Here is a 19939-nt window from a genome sequence, read left to right as displayed (position 1 = left end):
CCGGCCGGGTATGCCACCTGAGTGTGACCAATAACGGATCGCTAATTTCCGTTTCCACTCGCTCTCTTGGCGGCCGATCAGTAGCCTCTGGTCAACACTGACCATGAACATGGCCGGATCGCCGTGGCGAACTTGTTGGAGACATCGATGGAGCGTCCCGCCTGGGCACCGCAGGGCATAGACATTTCGGTGCCGAGCGTGTCCCGCATGTACGACTTCTATCTGGGCGGATCGCACAATTTCGAGGTGGACCGGGAAGCCGCGCGCAAGGCCATGGAGTTCCTCCCGGGCCTTCCCAAGATCATGCAGGCCAATCGCGCCTTTATGCGCCGGGCCGTGCGGTACGCCGTCGACTCGGGCATCGACCAGTTCCTGGACATCGGCTCCGGCATCCCGACGTTCGGCAACGTCCACGAGGTCGCCCAGGCCGCCGACCCCGGCGCCAGGGTGGCGTACGTCGACCACGACCCGGTCGCCGTCGCCCACAGCCAGGCCGTGCTGGAGGGCAACGACCGCGCGGTCATCGCCTCCGCCGATCTGCGCCGCCCCAAGGAGATCCTGGCCACCCCGGAGGTCGCCGGACTGCTCGACCTGGAGCGGCCGGTGGCCCTGCTGCTCGTCGCGGTGCTCCACTTCATCGAGGACGCCGACGAGCCGTACGCCGCGGTCGCCGAACTGCGCGAGGCTCTGGCCCCCGGCAGCCTCATCGTCCTGACCCACGCCTCGTACGAGGGCATCCCGCTGCCCGAGGAGGAGGCGGCCGGTACGGTCGGCGTCTACAAGAACATCCGCAACCCGCTGATCATGCGCTCGCACGAGGAGATCGGCCGGTTCTTCGAGGGCTACGAGATGGTCGAGCCGGGACTCGTGTCGATGCCCGAATGGCGGCCCGACACCCCGCAGTCCCCGGAGCACGAAGACCCGTACGCCTTCTCGGGCTTCGGCGGGGTCGGGCGCAAGGCGTGAGCATTCCCGCCCAGGCGTCCGGAGAGCCGGACGCGGAACCCGACGGCCCCGAGGGCCGGCTCCGGAGATTCGCCAGAATCTGGAGCCGGGCCATCTTCCCCCTGACGGCCACCTCCCTGACCCGGCCGGAGTTCGAACAGCATCTGCTGCCCCTGGCACGCGAGCTGAACGGCATCCTGCACGCCCACCCCTTCGACGCCTCGCCCGCCCAGCGGATCGGCGCGGCCCTGATCGACGCGCACTGCACTGATCCGGACGCCCTCAGCTCCACGCTCGGCGTCGTCGACTCCTACCTCGTCCTCTACTGCGGCGGCAACGGACCCGGCGCGCTCTCCACCGAGGACGGCCGCGCCCGCTGCGCCCGGATCCAGCACACGCTGGCCGCCGGGTTCACCGGGGCCCTGCGCGAGCGCACGCTCGCCGAGCAGGAGGCCATCGCCCGCTCGGCGCTGACGGCCCGTTCGCACGCCGAAGAGGCCCTGCACGCCACCGAGGCCCGGTTCCGCGCGGTCTTCAAGGACGCCGCCATCGGCATCGGCATCGCCGACCTGGACGGCAACATCCTGGAGATCAACGACACGCTCACCAGGATGTTCGGCGGTCTGGAGCACCACGTCCGCAGCCACAAGGTGAACGAGTGGGTCCACCCCGAGGACTCGCCCCAGGTGTGGAAGTACTACGACGAGCTGGTACGCGGCGAACGCGAGCACTACCGGGTCGAGAAGGCGTACTACCGCAACGACGGCACCGTCCTGTGGACCAACCTCACCGTCTCGCTGCTGCGCGACTCCGAGGGCCGCCCCGAGTACCAGCTCGCGCTGATGGAGGACACCACCGAGCGCCGGCTGCTGAATCTGCGGCTGCGGTACGAGGCCACCCACGACGCGCTCACCGGCCTGCCCAACCGGACCCTGTTCTTCGAGCGTCTGGAGAAGGCCCTCACCGCCCAGGAGGGCGTCCGCTTCGGCCTCTGCTACCTGGACCTCGACGGCTTCAAGGCCATCAACGACAGCCTCGGGCACGCCGCCGGCGACCGCCTCCTGGTCGAGGTCGCCGACCGGCTCCAGAGCTGCGCCACCGCGCCCGGCGAGATGGTCGCCCGGCTCGGCGGAGACGAGTTCGTCGCCCTGACCACCGGACCGGACACGGCCGAGGACGTGCACGAACTGGCCGGCCGCATCCTCAACGCGCTCGCCACCCCGATCCGTCTCGACGGCCGTGAACTCTCCGTCCGCGGCTCGATCGGCATCGTCGAAGGGCCCTCCGGGGAGCGCAGCGCCGCCGAGGTGCTGCGCAGCGCCGACATCACGATGTACCGGGCCAAGGCGGCGGGCGGCAACCGCTTCCAGCTCGCCGACGCGGAGGCCGACGCGCGCGCCATCACCCGGCACGGGCTGACCACCGCGCTCCCGGCCGCCCTGGACCGGGGCGAGTTCTTCATCGAATACCAGCCGCTCGTGCACCTGGGCGACGGCACGGTGCACGGCGCGGAGGCGCTCGTACGGTGGTGCCATCCGCAGCACGGGGTGCTCGGCCCCGACCGGTTCATCCCGCTCGCCGAGCACACCGGGCTCATCGTGCCGCTCGGCCGCTGGGTGCTGGAGGAGTCCGTACGGCAGGCGAACTTCTGGCAGGAGCGGCACAGCGACGGCGGCCCGCTGCGGATCAACGTCAACCTGTCGCCGACGCAGCTGCACCATCCCCGGCTGGTCGCGGAGACGGTCGACGTGCTGGAACGTTCCGGTCTGGAGCCGGGAGCGCTCTGCCTGGAGGTGACGGAGTCTGCCCTGATCGGCGCCGACGACGATCTCCTCAAGCCGCTGCGGCAGCTCGCGGAGATGGGCGTCGACATCGCGCTCGACGACTTCGGCACGGGGTACTCGAACCTGGCGAACCTGCGCCGGCTGCCGGTGAGCGTGCTCAAGCTGGACCGTTCCTTCACCCGGGGCATGCAGCAGCACCCGGCGGACCCGGTCGATCTGAAGATCGTCGAGGGCATCGTGTCGCTGGCCCACAGCCTGGAGCTGGCCGTCACGGTGGAGGGCGTGGAGACCGGCGCGCAAGCCGAGCAACTGCGCCGGATCGGCTGCGACACGGCCCAGGGCTGGTACTACGCCCGCCCTGGGGCCCCGGACCGCATCCACTCCCTGCTGCTGGCGGACGCGGTCTGAGCGATCGCCGGGCGGGAACCTCGCCCGGCGCGCGCCGCCCGGTGGCCGTGCGCCCCAGCCCGTCCGGCAGGTCGTGCGCCCGGCCCAGCGCGGCAGCTGGGCGTCCAGCCCGCCTGCCCGGCGGCCGTGCGCCCCGGGCCGCCGCCGCACGTCAGCCGCGTACCGGCCGGTGCTCCAGCAGCATCCGCTGGAGTTCGCGCGCGGCGCGCGGCGGGTCCACGTCGCTGCGGTGCGCCAGCGCGATCGTGCGCCGCAGCCCGGCACCGGCCAGCGCGGTCCTGCGCAGGTCGTGGCCCGCCCGGGCGGCGACCATGCTCGGCACCACGGCGATGCCGAGCCCCGCCCGTACGAAACCGAGCACCGCGTCCATCTCGCCGCCCTCGACGGTGAACGTCGGCTCGAAACCCTCCGCCCGGCACGCGGCGAGCGTCAGCTCCCGCAGGTTGTACCCGTGCCGGAACATCACCAGCGGCGCCCCCTCCAGATCCGCGATCCGGATCGAGCCGTCCCGCCCCGGCGGCGGCTCCGTCGCCGCCGACACCACCACCAGGTCCTCCCGCAGCAGCTCCACCGTGGTCAGTGCGGGGGATGCGGCCGGCAGCGGCAGCACCACCAGCGCCAGGTCCAGCGCCCCGCGCGCCAGCTGACGTACGAGATCGTGCGAGCCGCCCTCCTCCAGCAGCAGCCGCACCCCTGGATGCCGGTCGTGGAAGGCGCGCAGCAGGTCCGGCAGCAGCCCGGTGCACAGACTGGGCGTCGCCCCGAGACGCACCCGCCCGCTGCGCAGCGAGACCAGCTCCTGCACCTCCTGGCGCGCGGTCTCCGCGTCGGCGAGGATCCGCCGGGCCAGCGGCAGCAGCGCCTCGCCCGCGTCCGTGAGAGTGATGTTCCCCCGGGCCCGGCTGAACAGATCCGCGCCCAACTCCGCCTCCAGCGCCCGGATCTGCTGGGAGAGCGAGGGCTGCGACACATGCACCGCCTCGGCCGCCCGGGTGAAGTGCCGGGTCTCGGCGACGGCCACGAAGTAGGTGAGCTGCTGGAAGTGCATACGCCGACGATAAACCTCACCGATAGGCCCTGCCTATGGAGATCAGCCGGACCATGTCTTGGACTGATCAGGCCCTCCGCCCCTACCGTCGTGTCCATGGCATTGGCAACGCGGACGGACCGACGGCCGTCGATGACGCGTACGCTCTGGGACTCGACCGTCGGCAAGAAGACGATCATGGCCGTGACCGGTCTGGTCATGCTCGGATATCTCGTCGCCCACATGGTGGGCAACCTGAAGATCTTCTTCGGACCCGGTGAGTTCGACGGGTACGCCCACTGGCTGCGCACCATGGGCGAACCGATCCTGCACTACGAGTGGGCGCTCTGGATCGTCCGCGTGGGGCTCGTCGCCGCCGTCGTGCTGCACGGCGTCTCGGCGTACCAGCTGAGCCGCCGCGACATCAAGGCGCGCCCCGCCAAGTACGTCCACAAGAAGCCCCGCGCGAGCTACGCCACCCGGACCATGCGCTGGGGCGGCATCATCCTCGCGCTCTTCATCGTCTGGCACATCCTCGACCTGACGACCGGCACCGTGCACACGAGCTTCGAGGCCGGGCACCCGTACCAGAACGTCATCGACACCTTCTCCACCTGGTACGGCAACGTGATCTACATCGTCGCCGTGCTCGCCATGGGCCTCCACGTCCAGCACGGATTCTGGAGCGCCGCGCAGACCCTGGGCGTCGGCAACGCGACCCGCGACCGCATCCTGAAGACCCTCGCCAACGCCCTCGCGGCGGTGCTGACCCTGGGCTTCGTCTCCGTACCCGTCGCCGTCATGACCGGAGTGGTGAGCTGACATGCCCGACTACACGCAGTACCGCACGGGCGAGCCCGCCGTCGACACGAAGGCCCCCGAGGGCCCCGTCAACGAACGCTGGGACACCCGCCGCTTCCAAGCGAAACTCGTGAACCCCGCCAACCGGCGCAAACACACGGTCATCGTCGTCGGCACCGGCCTGGCCGGCGGCGCGGCCGGCGCCACCCTCGCCGAACAGGGCTACCACGTCGTCCAGTTCTGCTTCCAGGACTCGCCCCGGCGCGCCCACTCGGTCGCCGCCCAGGGCGGCATCAACGCCGCGAAGAACTACCGCAACGACGGCGACTCCATCCACCGGCTGTTCTACGACACCGTCAAGGGCGGCGACTTCCGGGCCCGGGAGTCCAACGTCCACCGGCTGGCACAGATCTCGGTCGAGATCATCGACCAGTGCGTCGCCCAGGGCGTCCCCTTCGCCCGCGAGTACGGCGGCCTCCTCGACAACCGCTCCTTCGGCGGCGTCCAGGTCTCCCGTACGTTCTACGCGCGCGGCCAGACCGGACAGCAGCTTCTCCTCGGCGCCTACCAGGCGCTGTCCCGGCAGATCGCCACCGGCGGCGTCGAACTCCACGCCCGTACCGAGATGCTGGACCTCATCGTGGTCGACGGAAAGGCGCGCGGCATCGTCGCCCGCGACCTCGTCACCGGGAAGATCGACACCTACTTCGCCGACGCGGTCGTCCTGGCCACCGGCGGCTACGGCAACGTCTTCTACCTGTCGACCAACGCCATGAACTCCAACGCCACCGCCATCTGGCGGGCCCACCGGCGTGGCGCCTACATGGCCAACCCCTGCTTCACCCAGATCCACCCCACCTGCATCCCGCGCACCGGCGACCACCAGTCCAAGCTGACGCTGATGAGCGAGTCGCTGCGCAACGACGGCCGCATCTGGGTCCCCAAGGCCAAGGGCGACACCCGCCCGGCCAACCAGATCCCCGAGGACGAGCGCGACTACTACCTGGAGCGCATCTACCCCGCCTTCGGCAACCTGGTACCCCGCGACATCGCCTCCCGCGCCGCCAAGAACGTCTGCGACGAGGGGCGCGGCGTCGGCCCCGGCGGGCAGGGGGTCTACCTGGACTTCGCCGAGGCCATCCAGCGCATGGGCCGCAAGGCCGTCGAGGCGAAGTACGGCAACCTCTTCGACATGTACCAGCGGATCACCGACGAGGACCCCTACACGGTCCCGATGCGGATCTACCCCGCCGTGCACTACACGATGGGCGGCCTCTGGGTCGACTACGACCTCCAGACCACCATCCCCGGCCTCTTCGCCATCGGCGAGGCCAACTTCTCCGACCACGGGGCCAACCGGCTCGGCGCCTCCGCCCTGATGCAGGGCCTCGCCGACGGCTACTTCGTCCTGCCGTCCACCATCAACGACTACCTCGCCCGCAACCCGCACACCGAGAACGTCGACGCCGAACACCCGGCCGTCACCGAGGTGGTGGCGGAGACCGAGGACCGCATCAACCTGCTGCTCTCCGTCGACGGCGACCGCACCCCCGACTCCTTCCACCGAGAGATCGGTGAACTCATGTGGGAGTACTGCGGGATGGCCCGCACCGAGGACGGACTGCGCAAGGCGCTCGCCCGAATCCCGGAGATCCGCGAGGAGTTCTGGCGCCGCATCAAGGTCCCCGGCACCGGCGAACAGTTCAACCAGTCGCTGGAGAAGGCGAACCGCATCGTCGACTACCTGGAGCTCGCCGAGCTCATGTGCCTCGACGCCCTGCACCGCGCCGAGTCCTGCGGCGGCCACTTCCGTGAGGAGTCCCAGACCCCGGACGGCGAGGCCGAACGGCGCGACGAGGAGTTCTCCTACGCCGCCGCCTGGGAGTTCACCGTCACCGGCGGCGCCCCCGTCCTGCACAAGGAAGACCTCGTCTTCGAGTACGTCCACCCCACCCAGCGGAGCTACGCATGAAGCTCACCTTGCGCGTCTGGCGTCAGCGCAACGCCGAAGAGCCCGGCGCCATGGCCACCTACGAAGTCGACAACATCTCGCAGGACATGTCGTTCCTGGAGATGCTCGACACCCTCAACGAGGAACTCACCCTCGCCGGGGACGAGCCCGTCGCCTTCGACCACGACTGCCGCGAGGGCATCTGCGGCGCGTGCAGCCTCGTCATCAACGGCGACGCCCACGGGCCGGAGCGCACCACCACCTGCCAGCTCCACATGCGGTCGTTCTCCGACGGCGACACGATCGACATCGAGCCCTGGCGCGCCTCCGCCTTCCCGGTCATCAAGGACCTGGTCGTGGACCGCTCCTCGTTCGACCGGATCATCCAGTCCGGCGGCTACATCTCCGCCCCCACCGGCACCGCACCGGACGCCCACGCCACCCCGGTGCCCAAGCCGGACGCGGACTTCGCCTTCGAGCACGCCGAATGCATCGGCTGCGGGGCCTGCGTCGCCGCCTGCCCCAACGGCTCGGCGATGCTGTTCACCTCGGCGAAGGTCAACCACCTCAACGTCCTGCCGCAGGGCGCCCCCGAACGCGAGACCCGCGTCCTGGACATGGTGGCCCAGATGGACGAGGAGGGCTTCGGCGGCTGCACCCTGACCGGCGAATGCGCCACGGCCTGCCCGAAGGGCATCCCGCTGCCGTCGATCGCCGCGATGAACAAGGAGTGGCTGCGGGCAACCCGTAAAGTCCGCCGCTGACAGGGGTGTTGATCCCGTACGGTTCCGAACTCTGCGGAGCCGTACGGGATCAGCGCCGCAGCGCCTCGGCCAGATACGGCGCCGTACGGCTCTCCGCCGACCGCGCCACCTCCCGAGGCGTACCGGTCGCCACGATCCGTCCGCCCCGGTCGCCACCACCCGGCCCCAGGTCGATGACATGGTCCGCGCCCGCGACGACGGCCATGTCGTGCTCCACGACCACCACCGTGCTCCCGCCGTCGACCAGCGCGTGCAACTGCCGCATCAGCACCTCCACATCGGCCGGATGCAGACCCGTCGTCGGCTCGTCCAGCAGATACAGGGTGTGCCCGCGTCGGGTGCGCTGAAGCTCCGAGGCGAGCTTGATCCGCTGCGCCTCGCCCCCGGACAACTCGGTGGCGGGCTGGCCGAGCCGCAGATAGCCGAGGCCGACATCGATCAGGGTGGTGAGGGCGCGCTCGGCGGCCGGGGTCCCGGCAAAGAACGAGGCGGCCGACTCCACGGTCAGGTCGAGGACCTGAGCGATCGTCAGCCCCCGCAACGTGACGTCCAGGGTCTCCGGGTTGTAGCGCGCACCGTGACAGTCCGGGCAGGGCGCGTAGGTGCTGGGCAGGAACAGCAGCTCCACCGAGACGAACCCCTCGCCCTGGCAGGTCTCGCACCGTCCGCCGCTCACGTTGAACGAGAACCGCCCCGCGCCGTAGCCGCGCTCCCGCGCCGTCTCCGTCCGCGCGAACAGCTTCCGTACGGTGTCGAAGAGCCCGGTGTACGTGGCCAGGTTGGACCGGGGCGTCCGCCCGATCGGCTTCTGGTCCACCTGGACGAGCCGGTCCACGGCCTCCAGCCCGGTGACCGAAGCGCAGAACTGCTCGCCCGCTCCGGTCGCCTCCTCGCCCGCCTGCCGGTCCGCGAGCACTCCGGCGAGCACCTGGCCGACGAGGCTCGACTTGCCCGAGCCCGACACCCCGGTCACCGCCGTGAACACCCCGAGCGGGAACGCCGCGTCGACCCCGCGCAGGTTGTGCCGCTCGACGCCGGTGAGCCGGATCCATCCGGTGGGCGTGCGCGGCTCCCGTACCGGCGTCGCCCCGCCGTCGCCCGGGAACAGGAACCGCCGCGTCGCGGACTCCGGCACCTCGGCCAGCCCCTCCGGCGGCCCGCTGTGCAGCACCCGGCCGCCGTGCTCCCCGGCCAGCGGCCCCACGTCCACCAGCCAGTCCGCCCGCCGCACCACATCCATCTGGTGTTCCACCACGAAGACCGAGTTCCCGGCCTCCTTGAGTCGGCCGAGCACGCCGAGCAGGGACTCCGTGTCGGCGGGGTGCAGCCCGGCCGACGGCTCGTCCAGGACGTACACGACACCGAACAGGCCTGACCTCAACTGCGTGGCCAGCCGCAGCCGTTGCAGCTCACCGGAGGAGAGCGTCGGGGCCGTGCGGTCCAGGCTCAGATAGCCGAGCCCCAGCTCGGTCACCGTTTCGATCCGGGCGAGCAGATCCCCGGTCAGCACCCGGGCGGTCTCCTCCCCACCGGCTCCCCCACCGGCCCCTGCCCCGGTCCCCGCGCCGGCCAGTGTCTCGGCCAGAGCGGAGAGCGGCAGCGCGGCCAGCTCCGCGATGGTCCGCCCCGCGAAGGTCACCGCCATCGCCTCCGGCCGCAGCCGGCTCCCACCGCAGACCGGGCACGGCACACTGGTCAGAAAGCGCTCGGCCTTCGCCCGCAGGGTGCGGCTCTTGGTGTCGGCGAAGGTGTGCAGCACATAGCGCCGGGCGCTCATGTACGTTCCCTGGTAAGGGCGTTGGATGCGCCCCGCGTCCCGTACCGGATGCACGGTCACCACCGGCTGCTCATCGGTGAAGAGGATCCACTCCCGGTCCTTCGCGTCCAGCTCGCGCCACGGCCGGTCGACGTCGTACCCGAGCGCGTCCAGCACATCGCGCAGGTTCTTCCCCTGCCAGGCTCCCGGCCAGGCGGCGATCGCCCCCTCCCGGATGGAGAGCGAGGGGTCGGGGACGAGCAGTTCCTCGTCCGTACGGTGGATGCGCCCGAGACCGTGGCACTCGGGGCAGGCCCCGGCCGCCGTATTGGGGGAGAAGGCGTCGGAGTCCAGCGGTTCGGCGCCCGCCGGATAGTTCCCGGCCCGGGAGAACAGCATCCGCAGCGAGTTGGAGAGCGTGGTCACCGTCCCCACGGACGACCGGGCTCCGGGGGCCGAGCGCCGCTGCTCCAGCGAGACGGCGGGCGGCAGCCCGGTGATCTCCCCGACGGCGGGCGCGCCCACCTGGTGGATGAGCCGGCGGGCGTACGGGGCGACGGATTCGAAGTAGCGGCGCTGGGCCTCCGCGTAGATCGTGCCGAACGCCAGCGAGGACTTGCCGGAGCCGGAGACCCCGGTGAAGACCGTGAGGGTGTCGCGCGGGATGTCGACGTGCACGTCCTGAAGATTGTGCTCACGCGCGCCGCGCACCCGGACGTACGGATCGTGGGGGGAGTGCATGGGGCTCGGCTCCGTACAGGGGAGGGAAGGGAAAGGGAGGAGGGGACAAACGGTTCGATTCTAGGCGTATGCCGTCGGATCACCCGGTCAGGCCGGCGATCCGGGCCAGCCGCCCCAGCGAGTCCACCAGCGCCTCACGGTCGTACGAACTCGTCGTCACGAGCACCTCGTCCGCCCCGGTCTCCTTGATCGCCCGCTCCAGCTGCTCGGCGACCTGTTCCTCCGTGCCGTGGATGTGGCCCGCCAGCCCGCGTTCGTACAGCTCCCGCTCCTTCGCCGTCATCGTGCGGCGCTCGATCTCCTCGGCGGGGGCCAGCGGCGGAAAGTCCCCGTGCGTACGGGAGTACGCCATGGCCCACGCCTCCGGTACGAGCAGCCGGCGGGCCGCCTCCTCGGTGCCGGCGACGGCCACCGTGCCCGCGACGATCACCTCGGGGCGCTCGGCGCGGGCGGACGGGCGGAAGTCGCGGCGGTAGACCTCGATGGCGCGCAGCACCGTGTCCCGCCCGCGCAGATCGCCGATGACGAGGGGGAGACCGGCGGCCGCCGCGACCGACGCGCCTTCCCCGATCGCGAGCACGTACGCGGGGATCCGCAGGCCCTCCGCCGGATGGGCGTGCACCCCGGGGTGGGTCTGCTGGGTGCCGTCGATCCAGCCGAGCAGTTCGGCCAGGCGCCCGGGGAAGTCCTCGGCGTCCTCCTTGCCGTGGCCGAGCGCCCGGCGTACGCCGTCGGTGAAGCCCACGGAGCGGCCGAGCCCCATGTCGATCCGGCCGGGGAAGAGGGAGGCGAGCACCCCGAACTGCTCGGCGACGACCAGCGGCCGGTGGTTGGGCAGCATCACTCCGCCGGTGCCGACCCGGATGGTGGAGGTCGCGGCGGCGACGGCGGCGGCCAGCACTGTCGGCGCGGACCCCGCGACCCCCGGCACACCGTGGTGCTCGGAGACCCAGAAGCGGTGAAAGCCGAGCGTTTCCGCCTCCCGGGCCAGATCCACGGTGTCGCGCAGCGCCCGGGGGCCGTCGTGCCCCTCGCGGGTGCGGGAACGGTCCAGGACGGAGAAGCGGGTCGACGCGATCACGGAGCTCACGCCCTTTTCAACACCGCCGCCCGCCCAGGATTCCCGAGGTGCTTCCTAAGCTGGGGGAGTGGACAACGACGCGCGGCCGCTGGCCGTATTCGACCTGGACAACACGCTCGCGGGCACCGCTCACCGCCAGCACTTCCTGGAGGGCGCCAAGCGCGACTGGTCCGGCTTCTTCGCCGCGGCCGTGGACGACCCGCCGCTCCCCGAGGGCGTACGGATGGTGCACGCGAACGCCGAGGAGTGCCGCATCGTCTATCTGACCGGACGCCCCGAGCGGTGCCGCCGCGACACCGTGCGCTGGCTGAGCCGGCACGGGCTGCCCGAGGGCACGCTGTTGATGCGGCGCGACGACGACCGGCGCCCCGCCCGCCGGACGAAGCTGGACATCCTCCGGCGGCTGGGGCGGACGGGGCAGGTGCGCATGCTCGTGGACGACGACGAACTGGTCTGCGATGCGGCCGAGGTGGCTGGATTTGCCGTGGTGCGGGCTCGTTGGGCCGATCCGTCGGATGCGCTGAAGGACGCCCAGGAGCGCGAGGGGCGTACCTGATCAGCTGTTTTCGTCGAGCCGAAAGCCCACCTTCAGGCCGACTTGATAGTGCGCGATTCGGCCATCTTCGATATGGCCGCGAACTTGATTAATCTCGAACCAATCGAGATTGTGCAACGTTTCCGCCGCTCTTGCGACGCCGTTCCGGATCGCCGCGTCGACGCCCTCGTCGGAGGTTCCTACGATCTCGGTGACCCGATAAGTGTGATTCGCCATTGTTTGTCTCCTCTCCTGTGACCACGGTGCCCCAATCCCGGGCGTCCCGCGAGAGGGAGGCTGGAGCGAATCGCGGCGGGCAGCCGCCTTGACCTACCCATTGGTCCATACCAAAATTCAGCCAACCACCCGTGCGAGCGCCGCCCGCAATCCCCCCACACCGGGTCCCGATTTCGTTGTGCCGTTTCGCAGAAGGTGACCACGTGAAGAACCGCATACTGGCCGGAGCCGTCGCGCTTGTCTCGACCGTCGCACTCAGCGGATGCGGCTTGATATCGGGCGCGGGCGGCGGTGACCGGACAGTGACGGTCTGGCTGATGAAGGACAGCGTCTCGCCCGGCTTCCTGGACAAGTTCACCCGCGCGTACGAGGAGGAGAACCCCTCGATCGAGCTGGACTTCAAGATCCAGGAGTGGAGTGGCATCGGCCCCAAGGTTATCGCCGCGCTGGAGGGCGACGACACCCCCGACGTGATCGAGGTCGGAAACACGCAGGTCGCGCAGTACGCGGAGAGCGGCGGCCTGCGGGATCTGACCCTGGAGTCGATGCGCGACCTGGGCAGCGAGGACTGGCTGCCCGGCCTGGCCCAGCCCGGCAGCATCAACGGCGTGCAGTACGGCATCCCCTGGTACGCGGCCAACCGGGTGGTGATCTACAACAAGGAGATCTTCCGGGAAGCGGGCATCGACGCCGCTCCGAAGACGCGCGCCGAGTGGATCGCCGCCACCGAGAAGCTCAACAACTCCGGAAACCAAGGCATTTACCTGGCCGGCCAGAACTGGTACGTCCTTGCCGGATTCATCTGGGACGAGGGCGGCGAGCTCGCCGACGAGAACGGCGGCGACTGGCAGGGCGCCCTGGACACCCCACAGGCCCTGGCGGGCATGGAGTTCTACCAGAAACTCCAGGCGCTCGGCGAGGGCCCCAAGGACGCCGACGAGGAGAAGCCCCCGCAGACCGACGTATTCGCCAAGGGGGACGTCGCCCAGATCATCTCCGTGCCGGGCAGCGCCGCGCTCATCGAGCAGAAGAATCCCGAACTCAAGGGAAAGCTCGGCTACTTCCCCATTCCCGGCAAGACCGCGAAAGAGCCCGGCTCGGTATTCACCGGCGGCTCCGACCTCATCGTCCCGAAGAACGCCGACGAGCGCAGCGCGGGCATCGCCGTCGTCAAGGCGCTGGCGAGCGAGAAGTGGCAGACGGAGCTGGCCCGGGGCATGAGCTACGTCCCCAACAAACCGAGCCTCGCCCATGTCATCGAGGGCGACGAGGGCACCGCTGCGATGGCGGAAGGCGCCACGCGCGGCCGCGCCACTCCCAACTCGGCGCAGTGGGCCAGGGTCGAGGCGGAGAACCCGATCAAGCCGTACATGACGGCCGTGCTCCAGGGCGGCGACCCGGCCCGCGAGGCCAAGGCCGCCTCCGAGCGCATCACCGCCCTGCTCACCGGCACCGGCTGACCCGAGCCCGGGTGGCGGACGGCGGACCGGGGACGCTCCGTCCCTGGGGATTCAGCCGTCGCACATCCGCGCTCCCCACGGCGGTCACGTCGAATCCAGCCGGTGACGGAAGAAGTAAGGGGTCGGTGCGTCGCACCCGCGACGGTCCGGCCCCAGACCTCTTCCGTCCCCGGAGACCGCCATGACCGTGCTGCCCGTCGCCCCGCACCACGCCGCTCCCGCCGCCGCCCCGGCCCCGGCCCCCGCCCCCGAGCCCGTCACCGCCCCGGAACCGGCCTACCGGGTCTCCCTCGCCACCTGCCAGGAGGATGTACGCGCGGCGCAGCGGCTGCGCCACCTGGTGTTCGCCGGGGAGCTCGGAGCCCGGCTGGAGGGACCCGAACCCGGCCTGGACAGCGACGCCTTCGACGCGTACTGCGACCACCTCCTGGTCCGGGAGACCGCCACCGGAGACGTCGTCGCCACCTACCGGCTGCTGCCGCCCGACCGCGCGCGAATAGCCGGACGCCTCTACGCGGAGAGCGAGTTCGATCTCACCAACCTCGCCCCGATCCGCGACGACCTCGTCGAGGTCGGCCGCTCCTGCGTCCACCCCGCCCACCGCGACGGCGCGGTCATCGCCCTCGTCTGGGCCGGACTCGCCCGCTACATGGAGCGCACCGGCCACACCTGGATAGCGGGCTGCTGCTCCCTCCCGCTGGCCGACGGCGGCGCGTCGGCTGCCCGCAGCTGGAACACCGTACGCGCGGCACACCTCGCGCCCCAGGAGTACTGGGTCACCCCGCACCGCCTCTGGGACTCCTCCGCGCACGGCCCGGAAGCCGGCTCCCGGGCCGACCTCCCGCCCCTGCTGCGCGGCTACCTCCGGCTCGGCGCCCAGATCTGCGGCGCACCGGCGTACGACCCCGACTTCAACGTCGCCGACCTGTACGTCCTGCTCTCGCTGCGCCGGACCGACCCCCGCTACCTGCGCCACTTCCTCTCCCTGGCCCCGCTGCGATGAGCGGCTGGCTGCCCGTCGCCCCGTGCACCCCGGACGGCTGCGCCCGGCACACCGGGGCCGTACGCGCTCCGCTGCCCGCCGCGCTCCTTCTGCTGTCCGGCTGCATCCTCGTGCTGCTGGGAGTGGCCTGCGTCCCGCTGGTCCGGCTGCTCGGGGCCGGGCCGCGGAGCCGGCTGACCCGGCGCTGGGCGCGCGCCGTTCCGCAGGCCTTCGGTGTACGCGTCACGGTCCGGCTCCCCGCGCCGGAGCGCGCCCCCGAGTGCGCCCCGGACCGCGTCCAGGGCGGTGGCGAACTGGTCGTCGCCAACCACATCTCCTGGCTCGACATACCCCTGGTCGCGTCCGTACTGCCCGGCCGGATGCTCGCCAAGCGCGAGATCCGGTGCTGGCCGCTCCTCGGGCCCCTCGCCGCGCGTGGCGGCACCCTGTTCATCGACCGCGACCGGCTGCGCTCGCTGCCCGAAGCCGTACGGACCATCGCGACGGCTCTGCGCTCCGGATCCCGGGTCGTGGTGTTCCCCGAGGGCAGCACGTGGTGCGGACGGGGAGGCGGTGGCGCGTTCCGGCCCGCCGTGTTCCAGGCGGCGATCGACGCAGGGGCGACGGTCCGGCCGGTCCGCATCACCTATCGCACGGCGGCGCTCGGCACAGTGGCGGGCCTCTCCGCGGGTCAGGCCGCGGGCGCCGTCGCGTTCGTCGGGGCCGACCCGCTCGCCGCCTCCCTGTGGCGGGTCGTGCGGGCGGCCGGGCTCACCGCCCACATCGACGTGCTCCCACTGATCCCCGCAGACGGCGAGGACGGCCGCCGCGCCCTGGCGAGCAGGGCACGAGCGGCCGTCCTCGGCCCCGAAGAGCCCCGTAAGCCGTGCCTGTCCGGCCGGTCCGGTCAGACCGCCGTGGCCAGCGACAGGGCGAACCGGCCCGCCGAATCCGTCCACCACTGAGCCAGCCGCATACCGGCGGCGGCCAGCTCCTCGCGGACGTCCTCCTGCCGGAACTTCGCCGACACCTCCGTACGCAGTTCCTCACCGGCCTCGAACGGCACCACGAGGTCCAGCTCCCGGATCTTGACGCTCAGCGCCCGACGGGCCCGCAACCGCATCTCGATCCACCGCCGCTCCGGATTCCACACCGCGCGGTGGTCGAAGCCGTCGAGCGGGAAATCGGCCCCCAACTCGCGGTTGACGACGCTCAGGACGTTCTTGTTGAAGGCCGCCGTCACCCCGGCCGCGTCGTCGTACGCGGCCACCAGCGTCTCCTCCTCCTTCACCAGGTCCGTGCCCAGCAGCAGCGCGTCACCGGGGGAGAGCAGCGCGCGTACCGACCGCAGGAACGTGGCGCGCTCCTCCGGCAGCAGATTGCCGATCGTGCCGCCCAGGAACACCACCAGCCGGGGCCCCGGCGTCTCCGGCAGGGTCAGGCCGGCGGTGAAGTCCGCGATCAGCGCGTGCACGGACAGGCCGGGGTGTTCGGCGAGCAGCGACTCGGCCGCCCCCGTCAGCGCGCTCTCGCTCACGTCCACGGGGACGTAGGCGTGCAGGTCGGGGAGGACTTCCAGGAGATGGCGGGTCTTCTCGGACGACCCCGAGCCCAGCTCGATCACGGTCCGGGCGCCCGAAGCGGCGGCGATCTCCTCGGCCCGGGTCTGGAGGATCTCCCGCTCCGCGCGGGTCGGGTAGTACTCCGGCAGCCGGGTGATCTCCTCGAACAGCTCGCTGCCGCGAGCGTCGTAGAACCACTTCGGCGGCAGCGTCTTGGGATGCCGGGTCAGGCCGCTGAGGACATCGGCGCGCAGCGCCGCGTCCGTCGCGTCCACCGGCAGGGTGCGGGTCAGGGAATAGGGACTCACGCGGGGGGCTCCTTGAGCGGGGTGAGCAGGACGTCGGAGGCGGTCGCGACCAAGAGGGTGCGGTCGGGGACCTCGCGCCAGAGCGGATCGTCGTCGTACGGCTCCGAGGCGACCGCGGTACGGCGGCCCGGCTCCGTGAGGTACCAGAGGGTGTCGCCCCAGGCGGTCGCCGTGATGGTGGTGCCGTCGGTGAGCAGGAGATTCAGCCGGGATCCCGGCGCGGCGGCCGCGACCTCGCGGACCGTCTCCGCGACGGCACGCGCCACCTCGTCCCCGGCGTCGGTCCGGTGCCGGATCAGCGCCCAGACCAGCGCCGAGTCGTTCCGGGCGGCCAGCGACAGAAGTTTCTCGGCGGGCAGGGCCGCGGCCGCGCCGGCGAGCGATGCGGGCCAGCCCTTCACCGCCCCGTTGTGGCTGAACAGCAGCCGCCCGGCGGTGTACGGCGCGGCTGCGGCCTCCCCGTCCGCACCCGCCTCGGTGGCATCCCGTACGGCGGCGAGCAGCGCGGTGCTGCGGACCACCCGGGCCAGATCGGTGAAGGTCTCGTCGCCCCATATGGGACCCTGGCGGCGGTAGCGTCCGGGGGCAGGATCCCCGTCCGCGTACCAGCCGACGCCGAAACCGTCCGCGTTGACCGTGCCGTAGCGCTGGCGGCGCGGCTCCCAGGACTGCCGCACCAAGGAGTGCGGAGGCCGTACGAGCACCTCGCCCAGCGCCACCGGCTCGCCCACATAGGCGATATGACGGCACATCAGGCATCCCTCGCCGTACGGAAACCGGCGAAGATCTGCCGCCGCACCGGAAGGTCCCAGTTGCGGAAGGTGCCCCGGCAGGCGACCTGGTCCACGGCGAACGACCCGCCGCGCAGCACCTTGTGCCCCGGACCGAAGAACACTTCCGAATACTCGCGGTAGGGAAACGCCACGAACCCCGGATAGGGCAGGAAGTCGCTGGCCGTCCACTCCCACACATCGCCGATCAACTGCCCCGCCCCGGCCGGCGACCGGCCCAGCGGATACGCCCCGGACCGCGCCGGACGCAGATGCCGCTGCCCGAGGTTGGCCCGCTCCGGCGTCGGATCCTCGTCGCCCCACGGATAGCGCCGCGAGCGGCCGGTCGCGGGGTCGTGCCGGGCGGCCTTCTCCCACTCGGCCTCCGTGGGAAGCCGCCGCCCCGCCCAGCGGGCGTACGCGTCCGCTTCGTACCAGCTGACGTGCAGCACCGGTTCGTCGTACGGCACCGGCTCGGTCACCCCGAACCGGCGGCGCAGCCACTGCCCCGCCTCCCGCCGCCAGAACAGCGGTGCGGACAGGCCGTGTTCACGGACCATGGCCCAGCCCTCGGGCGCCCACCAGCGCTCGTGCCCGTACCCGTCGTCCTCGATGAAGCGGAGGTACGCGCCGCAGGTGACCGGCGCGGAGTCCAGATGGAACGCCGCCACGTCACGCCGGTGCGCGGGGCGTTCGTTGTCCAGGGCCCACGGCTCGGCAGAGGTCCCCATGGTGAACGGGCCGCCGGGGATGAGGACTTCGCTCGGAAGCGCCTCCGGACCGACGGGCTCGGGCGGTGCGGGAGGCGGTGGCGCGGTGAGAGCAGCCGGCCCCGCTCGCAGCTGATGGGTGATCAGCATCGTCTCGTCGTGCTGCTGTTCGTGCTGGGCGATCATCCCGAAGGCGAACCCGGCCCGCTGCAACGGCCCCCCGCCCTCGTGCAGGGGCGTGTCCTCCAGCAGCTCCAGCGCCCGTCCCCGTACGTCGGAGGCGTACGTCCTGGCCTCGGCAGGGGCCAGGAGCGGTAGCGAGGGACGCGAGGCGCGCGAGTGCTCGAAGGCGTTGTACAGCCCGTCGATCTCCGGGCGCAGCGCTTCCCGGCCGCCGACGGCGCGCAGCAGCCACTGCTCCTCCTGGTTGCCGATGTGCGCCAGGTCCCAGACCAGCGGCGACATCAACGGGGAGTGCTGGGCGGTCAGTTCGCCGTCGTCCACGCTGTCGGTGAGCAGCGTGGTGCGGTCGCGCGCGGCGAGCAGCGCATCCAGAGCGCGCCGCCGCAGGGCCTCCGGATCGACGCCGGGGGCGAAGGGGAAACCGGCGGCGTCGGGGCCGGAGACCTGAGAGGGATCGAACGCGTCGGACAGCTCACGGGGCTTTTCGTCGTCACGGTGCTCGGTCATGCGGAGGCCGCCTTTCCAGGGTGCGGCGTCGGCCGGTCGGCTGCCAGGCCCTCGTGCGGATGCGCGGGTGGACCGGAGTGTGCCTGCGGGCCCGGATCGGGCAGCAGCCCCCGGTCGGTCAGCAGGCTGAGATCGGTGAGGTCGCCCGGCTCCGGCAGATCGTCGGCCGGACATCGGCCCCGGGCGACATAGCGGTCCGTGAAGGCCGCCACCGTGTCGCGCACCGCGTCGCTCGCGCCCATCCGCTCCAGCGCCGGGAGCGCCGCCCCGAAGCAGGTGACGGCCGCGGCCCGCAGCTCCGGATCGGCGAGACCCTCGCGGGCGGCGGCCGTCCAGAGCGGATTGCGCGGGGCGGCCGCCGCGCCCGCCGTCTCGGCCAGCGGTTTCACGGCCCGGTACACGGTCTCGGCGGCCTCCGGATCGTCGAACAGGGCCGTGGCGACGGCGAGCGGCACCAGCCACCCGTCGGGTCCGCTCTGCGCGTCGATCATGCGCAGTTCGAGATGGCCGCGCGGCCGGATCGGCGGGAACAGCGTGGTGAGGTGGTAGTCGAGATCGGCCTGCACCGGCGGCCTGGGCACCCCGGTGCGGATCCACTCGCGGAAGGTGAGCCCTTCGGGAACGTCCCACGGGCCCTTCTCGCACCGGATGCACAGCACGGTCGTGTCCAGGACATGGGCGGCCCAGGCCTCGCGAGGCGCGCGGTCGGTGCCCGGGGCTAGGGTCCGGCCCGGATCGAGGTCGGCCCACAGCGCCTGCCGGGTGGAGGACCAGCCGGTCCGGCGGCCCTGCTGGAACGGCGAGTTCGCGAACGCCGCCACCAGCACCGCGCCCAGCAGGTGCGCGAGCTGCCAGCGCCGCCCGTAGCCGAGCGGCCCCGGCTCCTCCTCGCCCGCGTCCAGACAGACCTGGACCGACGCGGAGGTGCACATCATCGCCCGCCCGGCCGGCCCCGCCCGGTCCAGCGCGGCCTCCATCGCCTCGTAACGCGGCTCCCGCAGTCTGCGGTGCGCGATCTGCCACGGATCCACGCCGAGCCCCACCGGCGCGAGCCCAGCGGCGCCGAGCGAGCCACGGACCGCCGCCAGATCGGCCGCGGTCGTCGCGACGCACTCCATCAGCGAACCGGCCGGCTGCGAACTGAGCTCCAGCTGCCCGCCCGGCTCGAACGTCAGTGCGGCGCTCAGGGGCAGTGCCCGGACCGCCTCCACGGCGCTGTCCAGCCGCTCCTGGCCGACCGGGACGTGGGGACGTTCCCGGTCATGGATGAGCCATTCGAGTTCCACGCCCACAGTCCGGGGCGGACCCGTCTTGAAACATATGCCGCGCAGTAAATCCTCTGCCCCGCGCTCGTCGAGCGGGGCGGCGTCCGGTCGCGCGCCGGTTGCGCCGGGAATGTCCAAGGCCATCAGGGCCTCCTTCTCAGC

General features: G+C 71.7%; 17 protein-coding genes. 9 read left to right on the top strand and 8 right to left on the bottom strand.

Going from position 1 to position 19939, the window contains the following annotated elements; genetic code table 11:
* The first annotated feature begins 147 nt into the window (after nucleotides 1-147).
* Together A3Q37_RS00630 and A3Q37_RS00625 are read left to right on the top strand one after the other, a co-directional pair.
* Nucleotides 148-966, top strand: a complete 819-nt coding sequence (locus A3Q37_RS00630; RefSeq protein WP_065475955.1) for an SAM-dependent methyltransferase — start codon at nucleotides 148-150, stop codon at nucleotides 964-966.
* Nucleotides 963-3137, top strand: a complete 2175-nt coding sequence (locus tag A3Q37_RS00625) for a bifunctional diguanylate cyclase/phosphodiesterase (RefSeq protein WP_065475952.1) — start codon at nucleotides 963-965, stop codon at nucleotides 3135-3137. Before A3Q37_RS00630 ends, A3Q37_RS00625 begins: the two co-directional genes overlap by 4 nt.
* Nucleotides 3138-3288: 151 nt before the next feature.
* Here the strand turns inward: A3Q37_RS00625 and A3Q37_RS00620 are convergent, their stop codons facing one another.
* Entirely contained in the window at nucleotides 3289-4185 is an 897-nt protein-coding gene (locus tag A3Q37_RS00620; protein WP_065475949.1) for a LysR family transcriptional regulator, read from the bottom strand.
* A 132-nt stretch (nucleotides 4186-4317) separates the two neighbouring features.
* Between A3Q37_RS00620 and A3Q37_RS00615 the strand changes: the two genes are divergently transcribed.
* Genes A3Q37_RS00615 through A3Q37_RS00605 form a run of 3 tightly spaced genes read left to right on the top strand, consistent with a single transcriptional unit; the run spans nucleotide 4318 to nucleotide 7680 of the window.
* On the top strand, nucleotides 4318-4986 hold the full coding sequence (locus A3Q37_RS00615) for a succinate dehydrogenase cytochrome b subunit (protein WP_065475944.1): 669 nt from the start codon (nucleotides 4318-4320) through the stop codon (nucleotides 4984-4986).
* 1 nt (nucleotide 4987) lies between these two features.
* Nucleotides 4988-6937 carry a fumarate reductase/succinate dehydrogenase flavoprotein subunit gene (locus tag A3Q37_RS00610; RefSeq protein WP_065475937.1) on the top strand — a complete coding sequence of 650 codons (1950 nt, stop codon included), beginning with the start codon at nucleotides 4988-4990 and terminating at the stop codon, nucleotides 6935-6937.
* Nucleotides 6934-7680: a succinate dehydrogenase/fumarate reductase iron-sulfur subunit gene (locus A3Q37_RS00605; protein WP_065475935.1), complete on the top strand. Its 747-nt coding sequence runs from the start codon at nucleotides 6934-6936 to the stop codon at nucleotides 7678-7680. Before A3Q37_RS00610 ends, A3Q37_RS00605 begins: the two co-directional genes overlap by 4 nt.
* A 49-nt stretch (nucleotides 7681-7729) precedes the next feature.
* Here A3Q37_RS00605 and uvrA read toward each other — a convergent pair whose 3' ends face one another.
* Both uvrA and A3Q37_RS00595 read right to left on the bottom strand, forming a co-directional pair.
* Nucleotides 7730-10177: an excinuclease ABC subunit UvrA gene (gene uvrA, locus A3Q37_RS00600; protein ID WP_065475933.1), complete on the bottom strand. Its 2448-nt coding sequence runs from the start codon at nucleotides 10175-10177 to the stop codon at nucleotides 7730-7732.
* Between the two features lie 79 nt (nucleotides 10178-10256).
* Nucleotides 10257-11258, bottom strand: a complete 1002-nt coding sequence (locus A3Q37_RS00595) for an LLM class flavin-dependent oxidoreductase (RefSeq protein ID WP_065476707.1) — start codon at nucleotides 11256-11258, stop codon at nucleotides 10257-10259.
* A 67-nt stretch (nucleotides 11259-11325) separates the two neighbouring features.
* On the opposite strand from A3Q37_RS00595, the gene A3Q37_RS00590 reads away from it, so the two are divergent.
* Nucleotides 11326-11814, top strand: a complete 489-nt coding sequence (locus A3Q37_RS00590) for a hypothetical protein (protein ID WP_065475930.1) — start codon at nucleotides 11326-11328, stop codon at nucleotides 11812-11814.
* Here the strand turns inward: A3Q37_RS00590 and A3Q37_RS00585 are convergent, their stop codons facing one another.
* Nucleotides 11815-12030 carry a dodecin gene (locus A3Q37_RS00585; RefSeq protein ID WP_010058938.1) on the bottom strand — a complete coding sequence of 72 codons (216 nt, stop codon included), beginning with the start codon at nucleotides 12028-12030 and terminating at the stop codon, nucleotides 11815-11817.
* A gap of 203 nt (nucleotides 12031-12233) precedes the next feature.
* On the opposite strand from A3Q37_RS00585, the gene A3Q37_RS00580 reads away from it, so the two are divergent.
* From A3Q37_RS00580 to A3Q37_RS00570, 3 genes are all read left to right on the top strand, one after another.
* Complete coding sequence (locus A3Q37_RS00580; RefSeq protein ID WP_065475923.1) at nucleotides 12234-13490, top strand: extracellular solute-binding protein; 1257 nt, start codon at nucleotides 12234-12236, stop codon at nucleotides 13488-13490.
* A 181-nt stretch (nucleotides 13491-13671) separates the two neighbouring features.
* On the top strand, nucleotides 13672-14493 hold the full coding sequence (locus tag A3Q37_RS00575) for a GNAT family N-acetyltransferase (protein ID WP_065475920.1): 822 nt from the start codon (nucleotides 13672-13674) through the stop codon (nucleotides 14491-14493).
* A complete protein-coding gene (locus A3Q37_RS00570) occupies nucleotides 14490-15437 on the top strand; it encodes a 1-acyl-sn-glycerol-3-phosphate acyltransferase (RefSeq protein ID WP_065475916.1) in 948 nt (315 codons plus the stop codon). Before A3Q37_RS00575 ends, A3Q37_RS00570 begins: the two co-directional genes overlap by 4 nt.
* Here the strand turns inward: A3Q37_RS00570 and egtD are convergent.
* The 4 genes from egtD to egtA are packed head-to-tail and all read right to left on the bottom strand — an operon-like array spanning nucleotide 15380 to nucleotide 19921.
* Complete coding sequence (egtD, locus tag A3Q37_RS00565) at nucleotides 15380-16342, bottom strand: L-histidine N(alpha)-methyltransferase (protein ID WP_065475911.1); 963 nt, start codon at nucleotides 16340-16342, stop codon at nucleotides 15380-15382. The genes A3Q37_RS00570 and egtD overlap by 58 nt on opposite strands.
* On the bottom strand, nucleotides 16339-17094 hold the full coding sequence (egtC, locus tag A3Q37_RS00560; RefSeq protein WP_065475908.1) for an ergothioneine biosynthesis protein EgtC: 756 nt from the start codon (nucleotides 17092-17094) through the stop codon (nucleotides 16339-16341). The genes egtD and egtC overlap by 4 nt, the downstream gene beginning before the upstream one ends.
* A complete protein-coding gene (gene egtB, locus A3Q37_RS00555) occupies nucleotides 17094-18512 on the bottom strand; it encodes an ergothioneine biosynthesis protein EgtB (protein WP_107471463.1) in 1419 nt (472 codons plus the stop codon). The genes egtC and egtB overlap by 1 nt, the downstream gene beginning before the upstream one ends.
* Complete coding sequence (gene egtA / locus A3Q37_RS00550) at nucleotides 18509-19921, bottom strand: ergothioneine biosynthesis glutamate--cysteine ligase EgtA (protein ID WP_065475904.1); 1413 nt, start codon at nucleotides 19919-19921, stop codon at nucleotides 18509-18511. Before egtA ends, egtB begins: the two co-directional genes overlap by 4 nt.
* Nucleotides 19922-19939 lie beyond the last annotated feature (18 nt).

This window comes from Streptomyces sp. PTY087I2 (assembly GCF_001687325.1).
GTDB lineage: Bacteria > Actinomycetota > Actinomycetes > Streptomycetales > Streptomycetaceae > Streptomyces.
Note: the sequence above shows the minus strand (reverse complement) of the source record. Positions and strands in the feature narration are given on the sequence as shown.